Genomic DNA, 18,607 nt, shown 5'->3' with positions numbered 1-18,607 from the left:
GGGCTTTGCGGATGTGTATTCATAAGGCAGTTTTTGTTTTGGAGATTTTGGAAGAATTGGATAATTTACTGAAATAAAGCATGACAGGAAAACAGATAGATGTTATACTGGGAAAAAGGAGGAAGAAGGTATGGATATCAGAACAATTCTGCTGGTACTCTTATTTTTCGTGCTTCTTGGCTGGGTGGTTTTCTGCGGGGTACAGTTTTTCAGAAGCGGCGTAAAAGTAGTGGCAGACGGAGAATTTACCGGTCATATAAAGTGCGAAATATGTGGAACGGAGTATGAAGTAAGCGCCGGAGAATTTACAAAAAGTATTATGGCAAAATCTGTGAGAACGACAAAAACCCGTATTCAGAACGGTGCATTTGTAAACCGTCCCCACTATTCTTATTATGCCAAGAAGTTTTCCTGTCCCCATTGCCGGAAACGACGGTATGGACAGGTACTGAACATCAACGAGCTTCAGAAAAAAATGCTGAAGCCTTCTATTCGGGCCGGGGTGAAGTGGCTGGTTTTTATGGCTGTAGGCGGTGTGCTTATCTTAGGCGTTTTTTGGGTTCCCATGCGTGCAGCAAACAGAGCGGCAAAGGAAAGGGCAGACGAGATGCGGCAGGAGAGATATGAAGATTTGAAGGACAAATATGGAATAGAATAATTCATAGAGGCAGGATATGACAAAGAAACAGATAACAAATATTGAGGTGAAAAAGAATAACAGAAACCGGATTTTTCGCTATATCCGCAAAGCAGGTGTTGTTTCCAATCCGGACATTGCTTACCATCTGCAAATGAGTCTTCCCACCGTGACCCAGAATACAAAGGAATTTTTGGAAAGAGGACTTTTGCAGGAAGTGGGGGAACTGGCTTCTACCGGAGGCCGGAGGGCAAAAGCTTTAAAAGTTTGTGCGGATTTTCGGCTTGCAGCAGGAATGGATATTATCGGAAATCATGTGAGCATGCTCTTGGTGAATTTGCAGGGAGAGATTCTGGACTGTCAGATATTTGCAAAGCCATATGAAAAGGGCATGGCTTATTACCAGGAACTGGCACAGAATCTGGAAAGATTTTTGGATAAAAACCAGGTGGACAGAACTCGGTTCCTGGGATTGGGTATTTCTTTTCCGGGAATCGTAAATTTTGAGAAGAAGGCTATTACCTATTCCCATGTGCTGGGGGTGGAATGGCTGCCCTTAGAGGAGGTCAGCGCCTGCTTTCCTTATGCCTGTTTTTTCCTGAATGATGCCAATGCCGGTGCGTATGCGGAGGGCCTGCAGGCAGACCGTGGGGAAGAGTTTTTCTATCTGTCTCTCAGTAATACCGTAGGCGGTGCAGTATTCGCCCACGGAGAGCTTTCCCAGGGAAAAAATTTCCGCTGCGGTGAAGCGGGACATATGACTCTTGTTCCGGACGGCGGGTTGTGCTACTGTGGTAAAAAAGGCTGTCTGGATGTTTACTGTTCCGCAAAAAGGCTGGCTGATACGAAAGAGGGAAACTTGGAGGCATTCTTTTCTGCTCTGAAAGCAGGGGAAGAAAAAAGTGCTGCGCTTTGGGAGGATTACACAGATAAACTGGCTGTAGCGGTGAATAATCTTCATATGATACTGGACTGTGACATTGTACTGGGAGGGTATGTGGGCAGTTATCTGGAATCGTATCTGGATGCTGTCTGGAAAAAAATTTACCAGCGAAATACGTTTGGCGAGAGCATGCCTTTCGTAAGAGCCTGCCGGTATCAAAGGGGAGCGGCGGCTCTGGGAGCCGGATTAAGAGTCATCGAATCTTTCCTGGAAACCGTGTAAAGCAGAGAAAATTACCATTTTTTTATTGACTTTTTTGTTCCTTTGCTATACTATAAAAACATAATAAAACTGTTTAATTAAGTATCAAATAAAGAAAATAAGCGGAGGGACAGCCATGGAAGGTAAAATGAAAACAGCGGTTATGCTGGAGATTGGTAAAATGGGATTTGAGGAGCGTGATATTCCCACACCGAAGGATGATGAAGTTCTGGTAAAACTGGAATATGTGGGTATTTGTGGAAGTGACTTGCATTATTATGAATCAGGGGCTATTGGAGATTTTATTGTAAAGCCGCCTTTTGTGCTGGGACATGAACCGGGCGGCACAGTTGTAGAAGTGGGCAAAAATGTCACCCATTTAAAAGTCGGTGACAGAGTAGCCTTAGAGCCGGGAAAAACCTGTGGACACTGTGAATTCTGCAAAGAAGGTAAATACAATCTCTGCCCGGATGTGGAATTTTTTGCAACACCGCCGGTTGACGGAGTTTTTCAGGAATATGTGGCACACGAAGCAGGGCTTTGCTTTAAACTGCCGGACAACGTAAGTACACTGGAAGGTGCTTTGATTGAACCTTTGGCTGTTGGTTTCCATGCAGCCATTCAGGGAGATGCGCACCTGGGACAGAAGGCCGTAGTTATGGGAGCGGGATGTATTGGTCTGGTGTCTATGATGGCTTTAAAGGCCAGAGGTGTGACAGAAGTTTATGTAGTGGATATCATGGAGAAACGTCTGGAAAAAGCCCTGGAATTAGGTGCGACCGGAGTCATTAACGGTGCGAAAGAAGACGTGGCAGCCCGTATAAAAGAGCTGACTGCGGGCAAAGGCGCAGACCTGGTAATTGAAACAGCAGGAAGTGAAATTACCACAAGACAGGCCATACAGATTACAAAGAAAGGCGCTACCATTGTGCTGGTAGGATACAGTAAAACCGGAGAAGTAACATTGCCTATGAGTATCGCTCTGGACAAGGAGCTGACCTTTAAGACGGTGTTCCGTTATCGTCATATTTACCCGATGGCTATTGATGCCGTGGCTTCCGGAAAGGTAAATCTGAAGGGGATTGTAACGGATATATTTGATTTGGATGATGTACAGAAGGCTATGGATTACAGTATTCATAACAAGGCGGAAATTGTAAAAGGTGTCATTAAAATTCACGGATAAGATTTTCAGGTAACAGAAGAAGACCCTCGTGTGTCAGAAGAAAAGCAGACATACGGGGGCTTTTTGTTGTATGAAAAAATATCAGAAAAAGCATGACGAAAGAAGTGGAGAATGGTATAATAAAGCCAATCATCTGCCCGGGAGGCAATTACAGGAGGACGAAAAATGGAAGAACAAAAGAGAAGCTGTGAATTGGAAAAAATGGGCTGTGGCGGCTGTAGTATGTTGTCTCTGTCTTATGAAAAACAGTTAAAAAAGAAACAGAAAAGATTGGAAAAGCTTCTTGGAAAATTCGGAAAGGTGCAGCCTGTGATTGGAATGGAGAACCCCTGGCATTATCGAAATAAAGTAATTTCGACCTTTACACGTGGAGAGGGAAAGAGGCTGCAGAGCGGAATTTATGCCCAGGGAACCCATAGGGTAATACCGGTAGAACGGTGTTTTCTTCACCAGCCGGCTTTGGATAAAGCTGTAGAGGCTGTGCGAAAGGCGGCAGCAGACTGCAAATACCAGCCTTATGATGAGGATAGAAGGACAGGGCTGATTCGCCATGTTTTAGTAAGGCACAGTCTGACGACGGATGAAGTTATGGCTGTTCTGGTAACAGCTTCACCGATTTTACCGGGATCTAAGGCGTTTGTAAAGAAGATTCGCGAACTTTGCCCTAATATTACCACCATTGTGCAAAATATAAATCCTCGTTCTACCAGTGCTGTTCTGGGTGACAAGGAGAAGATTTTGTATGGGAAAGGCTATATTACGGATTCCCTTTGTGGAGTGAAGTTTCGTATCGCGCCTTCGAGTTTTTACCAGGTGAATCCGAAACAGACGGAAATTCTATATCAGAAGGCCATCGAAGCTGCCGGGCTGAACGGGAAACAGACGGTTCTGGACGCTTACTGCGGTGTAGGGACCATTGGACTTACTGCAGCAAAGCATGCGAAAAGTGTTTTGGGCGTGGAACTGAATCAGAGTGCGGTTCGATGCGCGGTGGAAAACGCTAAGGAAAATCATTTGGGAAATGCCCGGTTTTTGTGCGGGGATGCCACAAGATTTATACAGAAGCTGGCGACCAGAGGAGAGCATATGGACGTGGTCTTTATGGACCCGCCCAGAGCAGGCAGCACTCCGGAATTTCTCCAGGCGGTAAGCCGTATGAGGCCGAAGAAACTGGTGTATATTTCCTGCAATCCGGAGACGCTGCAGAGGGATTTGGAGATATTGGTGAAGCAGAGATGGAAGGTGGAATGGATACAGGGAGTGGATTTGTTTCCGATGACGGAGCATTGTGAATGTATCGCAAAGCTGACTTATTGTGATGATAAGAGGAAATAGAACGATATAAATTTGGCAGTATTAGAGAAGACGATATGGCGCGAAATTTACAAGATCTATGTTGAGAGGCTTATCCTTATCAAAAAAAGTTTGGCAGCTGACTAGCGTGTAAAAAGATTAGAAAAAATCCTTATTTTGTTGAAATTTTCTTCGAATCGCGCTAAAATAGCAATAGATGTTATGCAAAAGCAATAAGCAAGGCAGAAAAGAGTACGAGAAAAGCTGTCAGATATAAAAGGAAATCCTTTTTTTCTGGACAGCTTTTTTATTCTGGCAGGAGGTAAAGAGATATGGCAAAATATGTAATGGCATTAGATGCGGGAACCACAAGTAACCGCTGCATTCTATTTAATAAAAAAGGGGAAATCGTAAGCTTTGCCCAGAAGGAGTTTACCCAGTATTTTCCAAAGCCGGGTTGGGTGGAACACGATGCAAACGAAATCTGGTCCAACCAGCTGGGCGTTGCTGTGGAGGCAATGCAAAAAGCCGGTGCAGAGGCTGAGGATATTGCGGCCATCGGTATTACCAATCAGAGAGAAACTGCAGTGGTATGGGATAAAAATACAGGAGAGCCGGTTTATCATGCTATTGTGTGGCAGTGCAGAAGGACTTCGGAATATTGTGACTCTCTGAAAGAAAAAGGACTCACGGATGTATTTCGGAAGAAAACCGGACTGATTATCGATGCCTATTTTTCCGGAACGAAAGTAAAGTGGATTTTAGACCATGTGAGAGGGGCCAGGGAGAAAGCTGAAAGGGGAGAACTGCTTTTTGGAACCGTAGAAACCTGGCTGATATGGAAAATGACAAAGGGTGCTGTCCATGTGACGGATTATTCCAATGCTTCCAGAACGCTGCTCTACAATATCAATACTCTGGAATGGGACGAGGATATTTTAAAGGAATTGGATATCCCCCGGTGTATGCTGCCGGATGTGAAGCCTTCCAGCTGTATTTACGGTGTGACGGACAGCAGTTTTTTCGGAGGCGAAATTCCTATCGGAGGAGCAGCAGGAGACCAGCAGTCCGCACTTTTTGGACAGGCCTGCTTTTCCAGGGGAGATGCAAAGAATACGTACGGCACAGGCTGTTTCCTTTTGATGAATACAGGAGAACAACCAGTGTTTTCCGAAAATGGGCTGGTTACAACCATTGCCTGGGGATTGGACGGTAAAGTGAATTATGCCTTGGAGGGTTCTGTATTTGTGGCAGGCGCTGTGATTCAGTGGCTGCGGGACGAACTGCGTCTTATTGATTCCGCAGAGGATTCCGAATATATGGCGCAGAAAGTAAAAGATACCAATGGGTGTTATGTGGTTCCGGCATTTACCGGGCTGGGGGCGCCATATTGGGATCAATATGCAAGAGGAACCATTGTGGGACTTACCCGTGGGGTGAATAAATGCCATATTATCCGGGCTTCTCTGGAATCACTGGCTTATCAGGTGCATGATGTGATTGAGGCCATGAAAGCAGATTCCGGCATGGAAATTAATTCCCTGCGGGTAGACGGTGGGGCCAGCGCCAATAATTTCCTTATGCAGGCCCAGGCGGATATGATACAGGTGCCGGTGAAACGTCCGGTCTGTGTGGAAACTACGGCTATGGGCGCCGCTTATCTGGCTGGTCTGGCTGTGGGATACTGGAACAGCAAAGAGGAAATTATGGAAAACTGGAGTGTTGACCGAACCTTTACACCTGCAATTACAGAAGAGGAGAGGGACAAAAAGTCCAAAGGCTGGAAAAAAGCGGTGAAATGCGCTTACGGCTGGGCAAGAGAAGAATAGCGGAAATCATTATGAAAATCCGAGGTATGAGTAAGATTCAGAAAAAAACAGGAAAGAAGATGACATCATGTTTGGAGAAAACCATGCACATATTTTTATGAACGCGGTCAATTACAGACAGGCTGTGAGAAAGCATGAGAACGGTGTAGATGAGGAAGTTATTCACAGCCATTTCAGGGCATATCAGGAGAAAAATATTTCCTTTGTCCGGGACGGCGGAGATAATCTCCAGGTTTCCAAAAGAGCGAAAGAACTGGCAGGGGAATACGGTATTGACTACCGAACGCCCGTTTTTGCCATTCACCGCAAAGGGCACTACGGAGGAATTGTGGGACGGGGGTTTGAAAATCTGAAGGAGTATGCAGCCCTTGTAAAAGAAGCTGGTGCTCAGGGGGGAGATTTTATTAAAATTATGACCACGGGAATTATGGATTTTAACACAGATGGTTCGGTGACAGAAACACCCCTTTCTTTTGGCGAAGTAAAGGAAATGGTGCATATTGCCCATGAGGAGGGATTTTCAGTCATGGCTCATACCAATGGTGCTAGGGCGGTAAGAGAAGTGGTGGAAGCCGGGGCAGACAGCGTGGAACATGGAAATTATGTGGACGGGGAAACCATACAGGCGATGGCAGAGTCCGATGTGGTCTGGGTGCCTACAATTACAGTGGTAAAAAATATGATTGGCTGCGGCCGCTTTTCCGATAAGGTGTTGAAGAAAATCTGGGAAACGGGAAGCCGGAATATCCGCAGTGCTTTTGCCCGGGGCGTGCACATGGCACTGGGAAGCGATGCGGGGGCTTACCGGGTTTATCACGGACAGGGACTTGCAGATGAATGGAATTGCTTTAAGGAAATTCTGGGGGACAGCCAGCCGGTGCAGCAGCGTCTTTTGGAAGGCGAACAGAGGATACGGGAAAAATTCCAGAGACAGTAAAGAAATTAACCGTTATCATGACGGCAGAGAAAACATCAGGAGGACTCAGAATGGACAGAAAAAAATCTTTTGTGCTGAAAGGACATATTTGTTATAGCGATGAAAAGAAAAAACTTCACATAAAACCCAACAGTTATGCAGTCTGTAAAGATGGTGTCTGCCAGGGAGTTTTTGAAAAGATACCTCAGAAGTTTGCCTCTTTTGAGGTGAGAGATATGGGAGACGTTCTGGTGATTCCGGGACTGACGGATTTGCATGCCCATGCGCCCCAGTATGCTTTTCGGGGGCTGGGAATGGATTTGGAACTTTTGGAATGGCTTAACACCCATACATTTCCGGAAGAGGCCCGATATGCGGATTTGGAATACGCTCAAAGGGCATATGGCATGTATGTGGAGGAACTGAAAAAAAGTGCAGTGACAAGAGCCGTTATCTTTGGCACTCTTCATGTAGAAGCCACAGAAATTCTGATGGATTTGTTGGAAGAATCCGGTTTGGAAACGTATGCAGGCAAGGTGAATATGGACAGAAACGGCGGAAAAAATCTGGAAGAGGCAAGCGCACAGAGTTCTGCAGCAGAAACCAGACGGTGGTTACAGGAGACAGAGGGAAAATACAGACATACCAGGCCCATTCTGACCCCAAGGTTTATTCCGGCCTGCAGTGATGAACTGATGGCAGAGCTGAGAACGATTCAGAAGGAATATGGTTTGCCGGTTCAGTCTCATTTATCGGAAAATCCTCAGGAGGTTGCCTGGGTAAAGGAATTGTGTCCCAAGGCGAAATCTTACAGCGATGCTTATTTTCAGGCAGGACTTTTCGGCGGAACTTATCCTGCGGTGATGGCGCACTGTATTTGGGTAGACGAGGAGGAAATCCAGTTGATGAAAGAGCAGGGCGTTTATGTGGCTCATTGTCCGCAGTCCAATGCCAATCTGTCCTCCGGAATTGCACCGGTACGAAAGTTTCTCAGCGCGGGCGTTTCAATAGGACTGGGCAGTGATATGGCGGCAGGCAGCAACACTTCCATTCTGCGTGCCATGGCTGATGCGGTGCAGTGCTCTAAGCTGCGTTGGCGTCTGGTGGATTCCGAGGCAAAGCCTCTTACATTTCCAGAGGTCTTTTATATGGGAACTTTGGGTGGAGGTTCTTTTTTCGGAAACGTGGGAAGTTTTTTGCCGGGGTATGCGTTTGATGCGCTGGTCTTGGATGACACCAGTCTGCCCCAGCCCCGGAAGCTGGAGGTTTCACAGAGGCTGGAGCGTTTTATTTATCTGGGGGATGAGCAGAATATTGTGTGCAAGTATGTGAATGGAGTATGTATTCGCTGATTTTTCAGAAAAAGATTCTATAGAAAATATGAATATGAAAGAGTGAGCTATTTTGGATAGAAGAAAAGTTTCATAAATCCAGTGTCCTTCCATCCAAAACCGCCTCTTTCAGTTCATCTTCCACATAGCTGAGTTTGAGAGAAAAGAAAACTCTGTCTTCCTCCAGAAGACGGAAAAAAATCTTATCCCCCTCCCAGAGATTTAACCGGAACAAATCTTTTTTATCCACCCATTCCAGTACGCCTTCCTCACATTCAGTGATTTCACCTTCGTATGCATCTGCCGTATACAGGCACATGTACTCTGTTTCTGAAAAATCTCCGTCTGTTTTTTCCAGATGAAAGGTAACCAATCCGCGAAAACGGTAGGAAGTGAGCGTCAGTCCGGTTTCCTCGTGAACTTCCCGGAGGAGGCACTCCTCCGGACTCTCATTGGCTTCAAAATGGCCGCCAACGCCAATCCATTTATCTTTGTTTACGTCATTTTTCTTTGAAACCCGGTGCAGCATCAGATACTGTTCCTGGTTTTCAATATAACACAAGGTGGTCAGCTGGGACTTTTCTTTCAAGATACAACCTCCTTTGCCAGTTCTTTCATTTCTTCTGTAAGAGACTTCCGCACTTTTTTTCTGGTTACTTCCACGATGTTCAGGGAAGTCATATCAACCACCGTTCCTTTTACCGGGTCACGATTTAAATACGCCTGCAGATTTTCCATCAGTTCTTTTTTATGCTTCGGGCTTTTCATGTTAATAAAGTCGATGAGAATGATACCGGACAGGTTTCGGAGTCTTAGCTGCAAAGCAATCTCTGCGGCCGCTTCCAGGTTGATTTTTCGAAAGGTTTCCTCCATTTCTTTATTTGCTGTAAACTTTCCGGTATTGACGTCAATACACACAAAAGCCTCGGTCTGCTGAATGACCAGAAAGCCGCCGGATTTCAGCCAGACTTTTTCATGCAGTCCATGTTCCAGGGCGCTTTCCAGGCTGTACAATTTGTAGAGCGGAAGGAGTTTGTCCTCATACAAGCGGATTTGTGTGTTTTCGGGAAAGGCGGTTTTGGCATAACTGGAAACCGCTTCATACAAGGACTTGTTATCCGTCACAATTTCTTCCAGATGTTCGGTGTATACGTTCTGCAAAACCTGCATATATTCCGGCAGGCTTTCTTCCAGAAGAGAAAAGCATACCCGGGATGTTCCTTTCAATAAAACCTGTTGGTATCTCTGCACCAGCAAATCCAGTTCTATCAGGATCTTCTCATCAGCTGCATTCCGGCTGTTGGTTCTGACAATGATACCTGCATTTTCCGGCATGCGGTTTTCCAGAAGTTCCCGAAAACGCTGTTTTTCCGCTTTTGTCAGTTTCCCGGAAAAACCAAGTTCTTTTCTGTGAGAAGTGAGCACCAGATAATGACCGGTAAAATTCAGATTGCCTGTCACATAGGGAAGTTTGCTTTTTATTCCTTCCCGAGCCACCTGTACCACAATTTCGTCTCCCGGTTTGATTTCTTCATTCTTTTTGGGATTGGCAAAAACAGGCGGTTCCTTTTCATCCAAGGAGTAGTAGCACATTTGGCCTTCTGCAATTTCCACAAAAGCTGCATGAATATTTTTAGCAAGATTTTTTACTTTTCCAATATAAATATTTCCCAGAATACAGCTTTTTGACATTCCCATGGGATTTATCTGACAGATACGCCCGTTTTCTTCTAACGCAGCCGTCAGCATGGGAATGCCTTTGTATTCCATGGGAGTCAGTATCAGCCTACTCAAGGTCTTCTCCCAGGTTTTCCAGAGAAATCAGTTTTCGTTCCGTTTCTGTCCCTTTATCTGCATATACTTCCAGGCGATGCACCAAAAGAGAAAAACTATCAAATTCTTTCTCGCAGAACTGATAAAATGCTTCCATTACCAGCTCCGGCTTGGTATTTTTGACACTTCCGGCTGCAAGCTGAAGGAATATTCCTCCGTTATCTAAATGTAAGTCATAAATAAAAGGTTTAATGTCCACCTCTTTTTCATTCTTTTTCGTTTTCTTTACAACCAGAATTTCCGGCTGTTCCATAAAGGCCTGTACCTTTTCTTTCCAGTCGTCTCCGGGTGCCATACCTTCCCGGAAATTCACCTGATAATCGGCAGCCGCCACAAGAGCCATGGCCGCATTGGCTTTTCCGTCTGGTATCTGCCGGAAACTAAGCACTTTCATACCTTCTGCCATAGTATCATTCAGTCGTCTGATGGCCTCCTTGGACGGTATGGATGTCTGAATTTCCATATCAAAATATTCTGCCGTGCTGGTCACACCTACACCCAGTGGGGCAGCAAAAGACATAATCATATGGGGACTGAATCCTTCAGAATACGCCACATCAATGTCCGCCCTGCGGATAGCTTTCTGAAAATACCTCATAATATCCAGATGCCCGATAAATTTCATGGCTCCCTGTTTTGCAAATTTTACTCTAACCTTCAATGCAGACACCTCCTTTGTAAGCTGCCGCACCGCAGCCGGAACATTTCATTCTGCAGTTTGGCGTAACTGCTTCCTGATGGGCTTTTTCCCATTCTTTTTCCAGGAATTTCCGTGTTACTCCAATGGACAGGAAATCCCACGGGAAAATTTCGTCCAGCGGGCGCTCTCTTAAAGTATAAAATTCCGGGTCAAGACCTGCCTCTTCAAAAGCGTCCATCCAGAGGTCATAGCGGAAATATTCGGACCAGGCATCAAAAATAGCACCTTTTCGGTAAGTTGCTTCTAATACGTCCGCCACTCTTCGGTCACCGCGGGCCAGAATTCCCTCTAAAACGGTTACATCAGCTTCGTGATAATTGTATTTAATACTTTTCTGATTCAACTGTGCTTTAATCTCTTCCTTGACAATTTTTGCTCGCTCCAGATAATCCTCTTTCCGGAACATTCCGGCCCACTGGAATGGAGTGAAAGGTTTCGGCACAAAGAAAGAAGTGCTGACTACAATCTGGCATTTGCCGTGTCGCTGGTCTTTTGGGATTTCATAATATCTTTTGGCAATGGACTCGGCCAGATGAGCAATTCCTTTCATATCTTCTTCTGTTTCTGTGGGAAGTCCCAGCATAAAGTATAATTTTACTCTACTCCAACCGCCTTCAAAGGCTTTGCCTGCGCCTTCCAGAATGATTTCTTCTGTGAGCCCTTTGTTAATCACATCCCGCATTCTCTGAGTACCTGCTTCCGGTGCAAAGGTCAGGCTGCTTTTTTTGATATCCTGTACTTTACGCATAACGTCCAGAGAAAAAGAGTCAATGCGAAGAGAAGGCAGAGAAATATTCACCTTTCTTTCAGAACAGTCGTCAATCAAATATTCCAGCAATTCCTGCAGTTTAGAATAATCGCTGGTACTCAGAGAACTAAGGGAAATTTCCTCGTGTCCGGTGCTGTCCAGCATGGCTTTTGCTGTATCTTTTAAAAATTTTACATCTCTTTCCCTGGTAGGGCGGTACAGCATACCCGCCTGACAGAAGCGACAGCCGCGAATACAGCCTCTTTGTACTTCCAGAGTTACCCTGTCCTGTGTGGCTTTGATAAAAGGTACGACAGGTTTCCTCGGATAATAGGTGTTGGTGATATCCATAACGACCTGTTTCTCGATTTTTTCTTTTGCATGCGGATTGTTAGGCACAAAAGAGGCAATGGTTCCGTCTTCCTTATAAGTGGTATCGTAGAAGGAAGGTACATAAATTCCGGGAATTTCCGCAGCTCTTTCCAGAAATTCTTTTTTGCTTTTTCCAGCTTTTTTGTATTTTTTATAAGAATCCAAAACTTCTCCGAAGACAGTTTCTCCTTCTCCGATATAGAACAAATCAAAGAATGGCGCCAATGGTTCCGGATTATAAGTACAAGGACCGCCTCCCATAACCAAAGGCCAGCTTTCGTCCCGATCCGCTGCTCTTAAAGGCATACCGCTTAAATCCAGTATCTGCAGAATATTGGTATAACACATTTCGTACTGAATGGTAATTCCCAGAAAGTCAAAATTACGAATCGGATCCTGAGATTCCAATGCAAACAGAGGAATTTTTTTCTCCCGCATCACTTTGTCCAAATCCGGCCAGGGAGAATATACCCTTTCGCACCAGGTATCTTCCCTCTGGTTAAACATGTCATAGAGAATCTGGATTCCCAAATGGGACATTCCGATTTCGTAGACGTCTGGAAAGCACATAGCGAAACGGATATCTACCTCATCTTTGTTTTTCATTACCGAGTTCACTTCATTCCCGATATAGCGGGCTGGTTTCTCGATTTTTAGTAATATTTCATCGCTTAAAGCTAGTTTTCTCATGAAAACCTCCATTTTTTAGATTTTATTAACTGTAAAGCAAGGTTCCTTTACTGTTTATACAGAAATATACCGACTATCATTTTTATAATAGACATCATGTATCCTATTTTATCTCCTAAATTGTACTAAATACTGTTCCCTCTGTCAAATCTTACTGGATTTCTGACTGAAATTTTGCAAAAATACAAAAGAGAAAGTAGTGCTGCTAAAGAAGGGAGAGAGAAATGAAAAGGGCTGAAACCCTTTGTATTTAGGATTTCAGCCCTCTTTACACTCTGTATAAAACTGCGGGAGATGGGACTTGAACCCACACGTCTATACAGACACAAGATCCTTAGTCTTGCCTGTCTGCCAATTCCAGCACTCCCGCTCGCTTGTCATTTGGTTTTCCCAAAGGACAAATGAAAGTATAGCAAATATTTTCCAACTCGTCAATAGTTTTTTAGAAAATTTTAAAATGAGAGTGTAGGGTGTGCATGTTGCTTTATGCGATAATGGGAAACAGGAGAGGTGTAAGAGGGCATATGATTAATTATGTATTCTGTTAAAAAATAGAATTCAGAGTGCATTTATCAGAATGACTATAGATAATTTGAAAGCGTTTGACGTATTGCTTTTACTGTGAGATAATGTGAATGAATAAAAGAAGCACAGCTGCAGGAATGTTTTATTCCTGGTAGTTTTTCAGTATCTTGAGTAGATGTGAAGGCGTGTAATGTATTTGCAGAAGGTAAAGTTTATCCTTTTTTATGACTTATTATTCGCGTTCTACTTTGGTAGACGCTTTTTTTATTCGCAAAATCGATGACCATAAGGAGGATAAAAATGGCAAGTATTATTAAATTTCCTGCAAAGCAGGTAAAGAAGATGGATAATCCAATGAGTGAACTTACAAAGGATGGTTCTAAAAAGTATGTTTGTTATGTAAGATTACAGGATGTTCCGGCAAAGTTTGAAGATTGGATGCGTACTAATCCTAGAGACCAGAAGCTTACAACAAATGTCGCAAAAGAAATTGCAAAAAGCATTGACAGTGGATGCAAGAATTTCCATGAAAAGAATAGAGGTATTGTAATGTCTGTAGACAAGTTTGCCTATGATAATAAGACAGGAATGATTAAAGTTACTTTATCGGACCCTGAGATACATGGAAATATTGATGGAGGTCATACTTTAAAGATTATTCTTACAAAACAAAAGAATAATGAACTGTTCTTTGAGCAGTATGTTTTTTTTGAATTTTTTACAGGAATTTCCTCACCAGTGGAACTTGCTGAAGCTCGAAATCAGTCTGTTCAGGTGGATCAGCGTTCTATCGAGGAATTAAATCGTAGTTTTGAGCCGATTAAAGCAGCTCTGAAAAATGAAAGTTTCTATAATCGTATTGCATTTAAGCAGAATGAACATGTTGGTGACAAAAACGTAATTGATGTACGTGAAATTATTGCTATTATGAACATGTTTAATCAAAGCCTCTATCCAAAGGGAGGAGATGCGCAGCCGATTCAGTCTTACACCGGAAAAGAGACAAGTCTGAATAGATTTTTAAGATTAAAGGATTCTCGAGACCAAATTGTAAAAAACATGACTCCGATTATTCCTGATATTTTTGATATTTGGGAAATGGTTGAAACTACATTTGCTGATAAAGGTAATACGGTAAATCGTACATATAGCAGAAAAAAAATGTCAAAGTATGTGAATGAAGATACGGTTGTAAATTATTCTATTTTTGGCAATCAACCGATGAACTATGTATTGCCTAAAGGAATTATATTTCCAATTGTTGCGGCTTTTAGAGCATTAGTCAAGGTGGATAAGTCAACCCAGTTATATAGTTGGGAAATGTCACCTGAGAAGATCTGGAATAGGCTAGGAGGAAAACTTATTAATATTATCATGACTTCGTCGGAAGATTTATCAGATAGCCCAGACGCAGTTGCGAAATCTCCTAATACATGGGATCTTTTATATAAAGAAGTTCTTCTCTATTCTATGTTGAATACCGAATAATAAGGAATTCTATAACCGAATGAATTAAATAGATGAACCAATCAATCATCAGCTACAGAGAACAAACCACATGGAATATCACATCGAATCTACAAAAACGAATGCGGGAACAAGAAAACTTCCGATGACATAAGATGTGTATGAAATGTTCAAAATCAATATGTTGCAGGATTAACCGACCTGCTTTTGAATTTGGAGGTCGCCTATGCTTTTTTAACCCTGTCATTGGTTCCGACATTGACAGGGGGATACATACGAAAGCTGGACATGAGCTGCTTGTGGCAAGGCAGAAAGTTGGCTGCATTGAGTTCGGTGATGAGGTTATCACTCGGCGTTGAAATTTGTGTCTGATTTAGATATTCTAAATAATAATATGCTAGAGAAATCATTGAAAATGGATGTGTGAATGGTTCTTGGTTAAAGCAAGATAATTAATATTTGCCTTATCACCACAGTAGTAACACACCCCCATTCTTACTACGTTTTTACTACTTTTGACGGCCTCAATATGCCACATTTTGCCTCGTTTTGCTTATTCTGTGATTGCTTTAACAATCTCAGCGGCAGCTACATACTTGGCAAATCGCGGCAAAGCAGGGCAAACTAACGCAACAGGCAGCAGGAAGAACTTTTACAACGATTTTACAACTTTTGAAAGATGCTCCGATATGATAAAATACAAGGAAAAGTTAATAAAAATATCTGTGTAGGAGATGAGGTTTTGATAGAAGATATTTTGAAAAAAGATGGATTGTCCATAGAAAAATTAAAGAAGCTTTCATATCGTTCCAATCTAGGCATTCATTTGAAAAAGAATTTGCATTATTTTGATAAGGAAGCTTTGTTTGAAGAATTAGATAAGATTAATGAGTGGTATGATTCTTGTAGCATTTTACATGATATTGCAACAGATTATAGAATTAAGAGCATACAGTCTGCTCGGTTAAAATATGAACGATATTTTCCGGATCATCAGGCAAGAAAAGTTTTTGATGATATGTTAGGTTTTCGGGCATTATGTGATAATTATGAAGAGATTTTGACTCTTAGAAATTGTGAAAATCTTCGTATGGCTGATATGTCAGAAGGAAAAGCACATGACGATGGATATAGAGGAATTCATGTCTATTTTCAATTAAGTAATTATCACTATCCTATAGAAATTCAGTACAATACATATTATGACCGGCAATTAAATAACTGGCTTCATAAATATGTATATAAACGCAATTATGACAATTGGATTGGTTGTTCGTTGCGAAAAGAATATGAAAGTGGTAGAATCAGAACAGAAAATGAGTTCAAGGAGGTGTTGGAGCGTGTGTTATCTGATTGCAAAAAAAATTAATGATATTGGCTGTTTGGCTTTACAGACGGCTCACGGTCAGCATTTAGTGGATTTTAAGAGAAAGTTAATTGCCGAAATAGGAACGGATAAAGTGCAACTAGTTACAATTAGCCGCCCATCAGCATATGGAGAATATGAACCGTATCGGTTTGTTGATACAGAGCAGGAATTTGAGCAGGCAGTGAAAAGATTATAATTGCTTATGTGTAGACCGTTGACTTGATAACAAGAATTGATTGTTTGCCACGGCAGGGTGAACGGACTACCGAATGTGTAGTGAAAAGTCGCGCAGAACTGGGCATAGTACGGCAGTCATAGTGCCACGGAACTACTGAAAGACTACTTCTCAGGCGAGTTAAAGTGGATTGTGTAACAGTTATCGTTAAGAGAGTATATATAGAAGTGAACCCCTTGGGGAAATCGTTAAAAGGGTTCTACGGGGAGACTACTACAGGTGAGAGTTAAGTGAATATTTGAGAGAGGAACGTCCTGCAAGTGTGGGGCGTTTTTTGATAATCGTGCATTAATGTGAATTACAATGTAATAAAAAAGATGAATGAGTAGGGTTGTTTGAACCGGTGAAATGGATGAGATTTACTAACGAAAACGCTGACTTGAAATTTTAAATTCCAGTGCAGTGGTAAATTCCACCGGACATTAAAATTCCTTGATTTTATTGAATTATAATGAGCAAAATCTTTAGATAACTGGTATAATTAAGCTGACTTTTCATAAAATATCTGAGTTTATGACATGGAAAAGAGTAAACGCAAAATAGCAAGTACCTGTTCAAAATCATCCAATGTGAGATAATAGACTCATCACTACAAAGTCCAAATAGTTTAGTACTCAACTTTTTAGACTTTATCACAGGAGGTGAGTCATGAAATCTCACACAAGTTTAGTTGCACAGCAAATCCGTCTGAGTGAATGGGCTGATCTGGTCAGAGACTGTCTGTTATTCAGCAAATTAAACACTGCCTCTTCCGTCACATTAAAATAGATCTTTTATAGTGCCTGACAACGGTATCAATCACATAGTTTTGGACGATTCCGTCACACTGTTTTATGTAAAAAACCATCATGCAGATTATTTTACATGATGGTTTCTAAAGTTATCCGAGCTCGCAGTCATTGATTGCCTGCATGACGGCATCGGCGGTTATGATATTTAAATTTGAGCTGTTTCCAACCAGCAGACTTGCATTACACAGCTTGTTGATCATACGTGGAGTTCCATTCGCTGCATTGAGGAGCGCTTCCAGTGCATTCTCTTCGAATACCGTTTGTGTGCATCCTGCGCCATTCAGCTTGGCAGTAACATAGGAATGTCCTTCTGCTTTTGTCATACCTTCCAGGTTATAATTCATGACAATCCTCTGGCGGAAAGGTTCGTGGATGCTCAGGCGCAGGGTGCTGTTGAGCTGTGGCAGACCAGAAAGAAGAACAACCGCCCGGTCTTTGGAATCCATTTCAAAGTTGAACAGCATTTTTAAGTCATTGAGCACTGCGTTTCCAATATAGTTCGCTTCATCTATGATGATGACAGGCGTCTGTCGTTTCTCAAGTACGAGACGGTTGATCTCATCCTGGATGATCTTGAAGTTATCGGTCTTGCGGAATGCAGGCTGAGCTCCGAGCTCAGTGGCAAGGTTCCGGTAAAAATCATTTACAGTTAGGGTAGAAAGACTGGAGTAAACCACTTTATAAAGGGAAGTGTTCAGTCCTGAGGAAGTCAGAGTGATTACCGTTCCCTGGGATCCATTGATATCGCAGCGGCAGTACGAAGCATCTTATTTGTAGAAAAGGTGGAAAAAGAGAAGGAACAGGATATCCGAGTGGTATATCAGCAAAAGGATTCTCTTGCTAAGAAGGAAAATCCGGTAGCGTTTTCTTTAGGAGAAGAAGGCTTAAAATGGTTAGGAGAATACGATATATCCATTGAAGATCTGCTGATGGGGAAAGCAGGAACGAAAAAGGAAACGAAACTGGAAAAGGCACAGAAGTTGATTCTGGAGTTATTAACCAAACGGAAAGTAATGTGTTTAGAAGAATTAGAGGCAGAACTACTAGCCTATGGGATTTCTTCCAGAACAGGAAGAGATGCAAGAAAGCAATTGGAAAGTAGATTAAGCTATGACTGGTGTCAGGGAAGAAAAACAGTTGCGTTAATCACAGAATAAAAGATGACATTGGCAAAAAAATACTTTGGCATTGGCAGTCTTTATAGATACCTTTGCCAGCCGCCAATGTCAAAAACAAAGATAATAGAAGGAGGCATACAAATGACAAGTTATGATATACCTTATTGGAAGAAGTATACATTATCCATTGAAGAGGCAGCATCCTATTTTCGTATTGGAGAAGGAAAGCTTCGTAAGTTAGTCAGTGACAATCCAAATGCAGAGTATTTGCTTTGGAATGGGAATCGTGTACAGATAAAACGAACAAGATTTGAAAAAATTTATTGATACACTCAGTGCGATATAAAATGAAATTTAAAAGAAGGAGGTGTTCGAATTAGGGGTTACATGATATACTAACAATATCATGTTGCGTCCCCTTGG

General features: G+C 42.6%; 16 protein-coding genes, 1 tRNA gene and 2 pseudogenes. 13 read left to right on the top strand and 6 right to left on the bottom strand.

The genetic code is table 11. The annotated features are described in order from the left end of the window. Window positions 1-130 precede the first annotated feature (130 nt). From WKT17_RS11275 to WKT17_RS11245, 7 genes are all read left to right on the top strand, one after another. Window positions 131-658 carry a hypothetical protein gene (locus WKT17_RS11275; protein WP_173750127.1) on the top strand — a complete coding sequence of 176 codons (528 nt, stop codon included), beginning with the start codon at window positions 131-133 and terminating at the stop codon, window positions 656-658. Between the two features lie 16 nt (window positions 659-674). Beyond that, window positions 675-1,802, top strand: a complete 1,128-nt coding sequence (locus WKT17_RS11270; RefSeq protein ID WP_291683579.1) for an ROK family protein — start codon at window positions 675-677, stop codon at window positions 1,800-1,802. Window positions 1,803-1,917: 115 nt separating this feature from the next. Next, complete coding sequence (locus WKT17_RS11265; RefSeq protein ID WP_173750129.1) at window positions 1,918-2,967, top strand: NAD(P)-dependent alcohol dehydrogenase; 1,050 nt, start codon at window positions 1,918-1,920, stop codon at window positions 2,965-2,967. 165 nt (window positions 2,968-3,132) lie between these two features. Beyond that, a complete protein-coding gene (rlmD, locus tag WKT17_RS11260) occupies window positions 3,133-4,302 on the top strand; it encodes a 23S rRNA (uracil(1939)-C(5))-methyltransferase RlmD (protein WP_291683578.1) in 1,170 nt (389 codons plus the stop codon). Between the two features lie 290 nt (window positions 4,303-4,592). Next, the gene (glpK, locus tag WKT17_RS11255) at window positions 4,593-6,089 is read left to right on the top strand and encodes a glycerol kinase GlpK (RefSeq protein ID WP_173750131.1); all 1,497 of its coding nucleotides are present in this window, start codon (window positions 4,593-4,595) and stop codon (window positions 6,087-6,089) included. A 67-nt stretch (window positions 6,090-6,156) separates the two neighbouring features. Continuing rightward, on the top strand, window positions 6,157-7,026 hold the full coding sequence (locus WKT17_RS11250; protein WP_294542667.1) for an amidohydrolase family protein: 870 nt from the start codon (window positions 6,157-6,159) through the stop codon (window positions 7,024-7,026). A gap of 50 nt (window positions 7,027-7,076) precedes the next feature. Further along, window positions 7,077-8,357 (top strand): amidohydrolase family protein, encoded by a 1,281-nt coding sequence (locus WKT17_RS11245; protein WP_291683576.1) that lies wholly within the window; start codon window positions 7,077-7,079, stop codon window positions 8,355-8,357. A gap of 70 nt (window positions 8,358-8,427) precedes the next feature. Here the strand turns inward: WKT17_RS11245 and WKT17_RS11240 are convergent, their stop codons facing one another. From WKT17_RS11240 to WKT17_RS11220, 5 genes are all read right to left on the bottom strand, one after another. Continuing rightward, complete coding sequence (locus tag WKT17_RS11240; RefSeq protein ID WP_173750134.1) at window positions 8,428-8,925, bottom strand: NUDIX hydrolase; 498 nt, start codon at window positions 8,923-8,925, stop codon at window positions 8,428-8,430. Then, a complete protein-coding gene (locus tag WKT17_RS11235) occupies window positions 8,922-10,130 on the bottom strand; it encodes a ribonuclease E/G (RefSeq protein ID WP_340272855.1) in 1,209 nt (402 codons plus the stop codon). Before WKT17_RS11235 ends, WKT17_RS11240 begins: the two co-directional genes overlap by 4 nt. Next, the gene (locus WKT17_RS11230) at window positions 10,123-10,830 is read right to left on the bottom strand and encodes a TIGR03936 family radical SAM-associated protein (protein WP_173750135.1); all 708 of its coding nucleotides are present in this window, start codon (window positions 10,828-10,830) and stop codon (window positions 10,123-10,125) included. The genes WKT17_RS11235 and WKT17_RS11230 overlap by 8 nt, the downstream gene beginning before the upstream one ends. Beyond that, entirely contained in the window at window positions 10,820-12,679 is a 1,860-nt protein-coding gene (locus WKT17_RS11225; RefSeq protein WP_291683575.1) for a TIGR03960 family B12-binding radical SAM protein, read from the bottom strand. Before WKT17_RS11225 ends, WKT17_RS11230 begins: the two co-directional genes overlap by 11 nt. Before the next feature lie 286 nt (window positions 12,680-12,965). Next, window positions 12,966-13,049: transfer RNA gene (locus WKT17_RS11220), tRNA-Leu, on the bottom strand. A gap of 455 nt (window positions 13,050-13,504) precedes the next feature. Here WKT17_RS11220 and WKT17_RS11215 point away from each other — a divergent pair. From WKT17_RS11215 to WKT17_RS11205, 4 genes and pseudogenes are all read left to right on the top strand, one after another. Next, window positions 13,505-14,692, top strand: coding sequence for an AIPR family protein (locus tag WKT17_RS11215; protein ID WP_340272852.1), 1,188 nt, complete (start codon window positions 13,505-13,507; stop codon window positions 14,690-14,692). 40 nt (window positions 14,693-14,732) lie between these two features. Then, window positions 14,733-14,822: pseudogene (locus WKT17_RS16335) on the top strand (site-specific integrase); the annotation flags it as partial. A 591-nt stretch (window positions 14,823-15,413) separates the two neighbouring features. Next, the gene (locus WKT17_RS11210; protein ID WP_202031326.1) at window positions 15,414-16,040 is read left to right on the top strand and encodes a hypothetical protein; all 627 of its coding nucleotides are present in this window, start codon (window positions 15,414-15,416) and stop codon (window positions 16,038-16,040) included. Beyond that, the gene (locus tag WKT17_RS11205; protein ID WP_173749760.1) at window positions 16,012-16,236 is read left to right on the top strand and encodes a DUF6718 family protein; all 225 of its coding nucleotides are present in this window, start codon (window positions 16,012-16,014) and stop codon (window positions 16,234-16,236) included. Before WKT17_RS11210 ends, WKT17_RS11205 begins: the two co-directional genes overlap by 29 nt. 919 nt (window positions 16,237-17,155) lie before the next feature. On the opposite strand, the gene WKT17_RS11200 is transcribed toward WKT17_RS11205, so the two are convergent. Beyond that, on the bottom strand, window positions 17,156-17,764 hold the full coding sequence (locus WKT17_RS11200) for an AAA family ATPase (protein WP_180211143.1): 609 nt from the start codon (window positions 17,762-17,764) through the stop codon (window positions 17,156-17,158). Between the two features lie 84 nt (window positions 17,765-17,848). Here WKT17_RS11200 and WKT17_RS11195 point away from each other — a divergent pair, with 84 nt between their 5' ends. Together WKT17_RS11195 and WKT17_RS11190 are read left to right on the top strand one after the other, a co-directional pair. Then, window positions 17,849-18,223 (top strand): hypothetical protein, encoded by a 375-nt coding sequence (locus WKT17_RS11195; RefSeq protein WP_173749762.1) that lies wholly within the window; start codon window positions 17,849-17,851, stop codon window positions 18,221-18,223. Between the two features lie 102 nt (window positions 18,224-18,325). Beyond that, window positions 18,326-18,530: pseudogene (locus WKT17_RS11190) on the top strand (excisionase). The last annotated feature ends 77 nt before the right edge of the window (window positions 18,531-18,607 follow it).

This window comes from Blautia sp. HCN-20427 (genome assembly GCF_037890365.1).
Taxonomy (GTDB): domain Bacteria; phylum Bacillota; class Clostridia; order Lachnospirales; family Lachnospiraceae; genus Blautia.
Note: the sequence above shows the minus strand (reverse complement) of the source record. Positions and strands in the feature narration are given on the sequence as shown.

Coding starts and splice junctions, on each gene's coding strand:
- WKT17_RS11275 (WP_173750127.1), top strand. CDS start 131: ATGGATATCAGAACAATTCTGCTGGTACTCTTATTTTTCGTGCTTCTT.
- WKT17_RS11270 (WP_291683579.1), top strand. CDS start 675: ATGACAAAGAAACAGATAACAAATATTGAGGTGAAAAAGAATAACAGA.
- WKT17_RS11265 (WP_173750129.1), top strand. CDS start 1,918: ATGGAAGGTAAAATGAAAACAGCGGTTATGCTGGAGATTGGTAAAATG.
- rlmD (WP_291683578.1), top strand. CDS start 3,133: ATGGAAGAACAAAAGAGAAGCTGTGAATTGGAAAAAATGGGCTGTGGC.
- glpK (WP_173750131.1), top strand. CDS start 4,593: ATGGCAAAATATGTAATGGCATTAGATGCGGGAACCACAAGTAACCGC.
- WKT17_RS11250 (WP_294542667.1), top strand. CDS start 6,157: ATGTTTGGAGAAAACCATGCACATATTTTTATGAACGCGGTCAATTAC.
- WKT17_RS11245 (WP_291683576.1), top strand. CDS start 7,077: ATGGACAGAAAAAAATCTTTTGTGCTGAAAGGACATATTTGTTATAGC.
- WKT17_RS11225 (WP_291683575.1), bottom strand. CDS start 12,679: ATGAGAAAACTAGCTTTAAGCGATGAAATATTACTAAAAATCGAGAAA.
- WKT17_RS11215 (WP_340272852.1), top strand. CDS start 13,505: ATGGCAAGTATTATTAAATTTCCTGCAAAGCAGGTAAAGAAGATGGAT.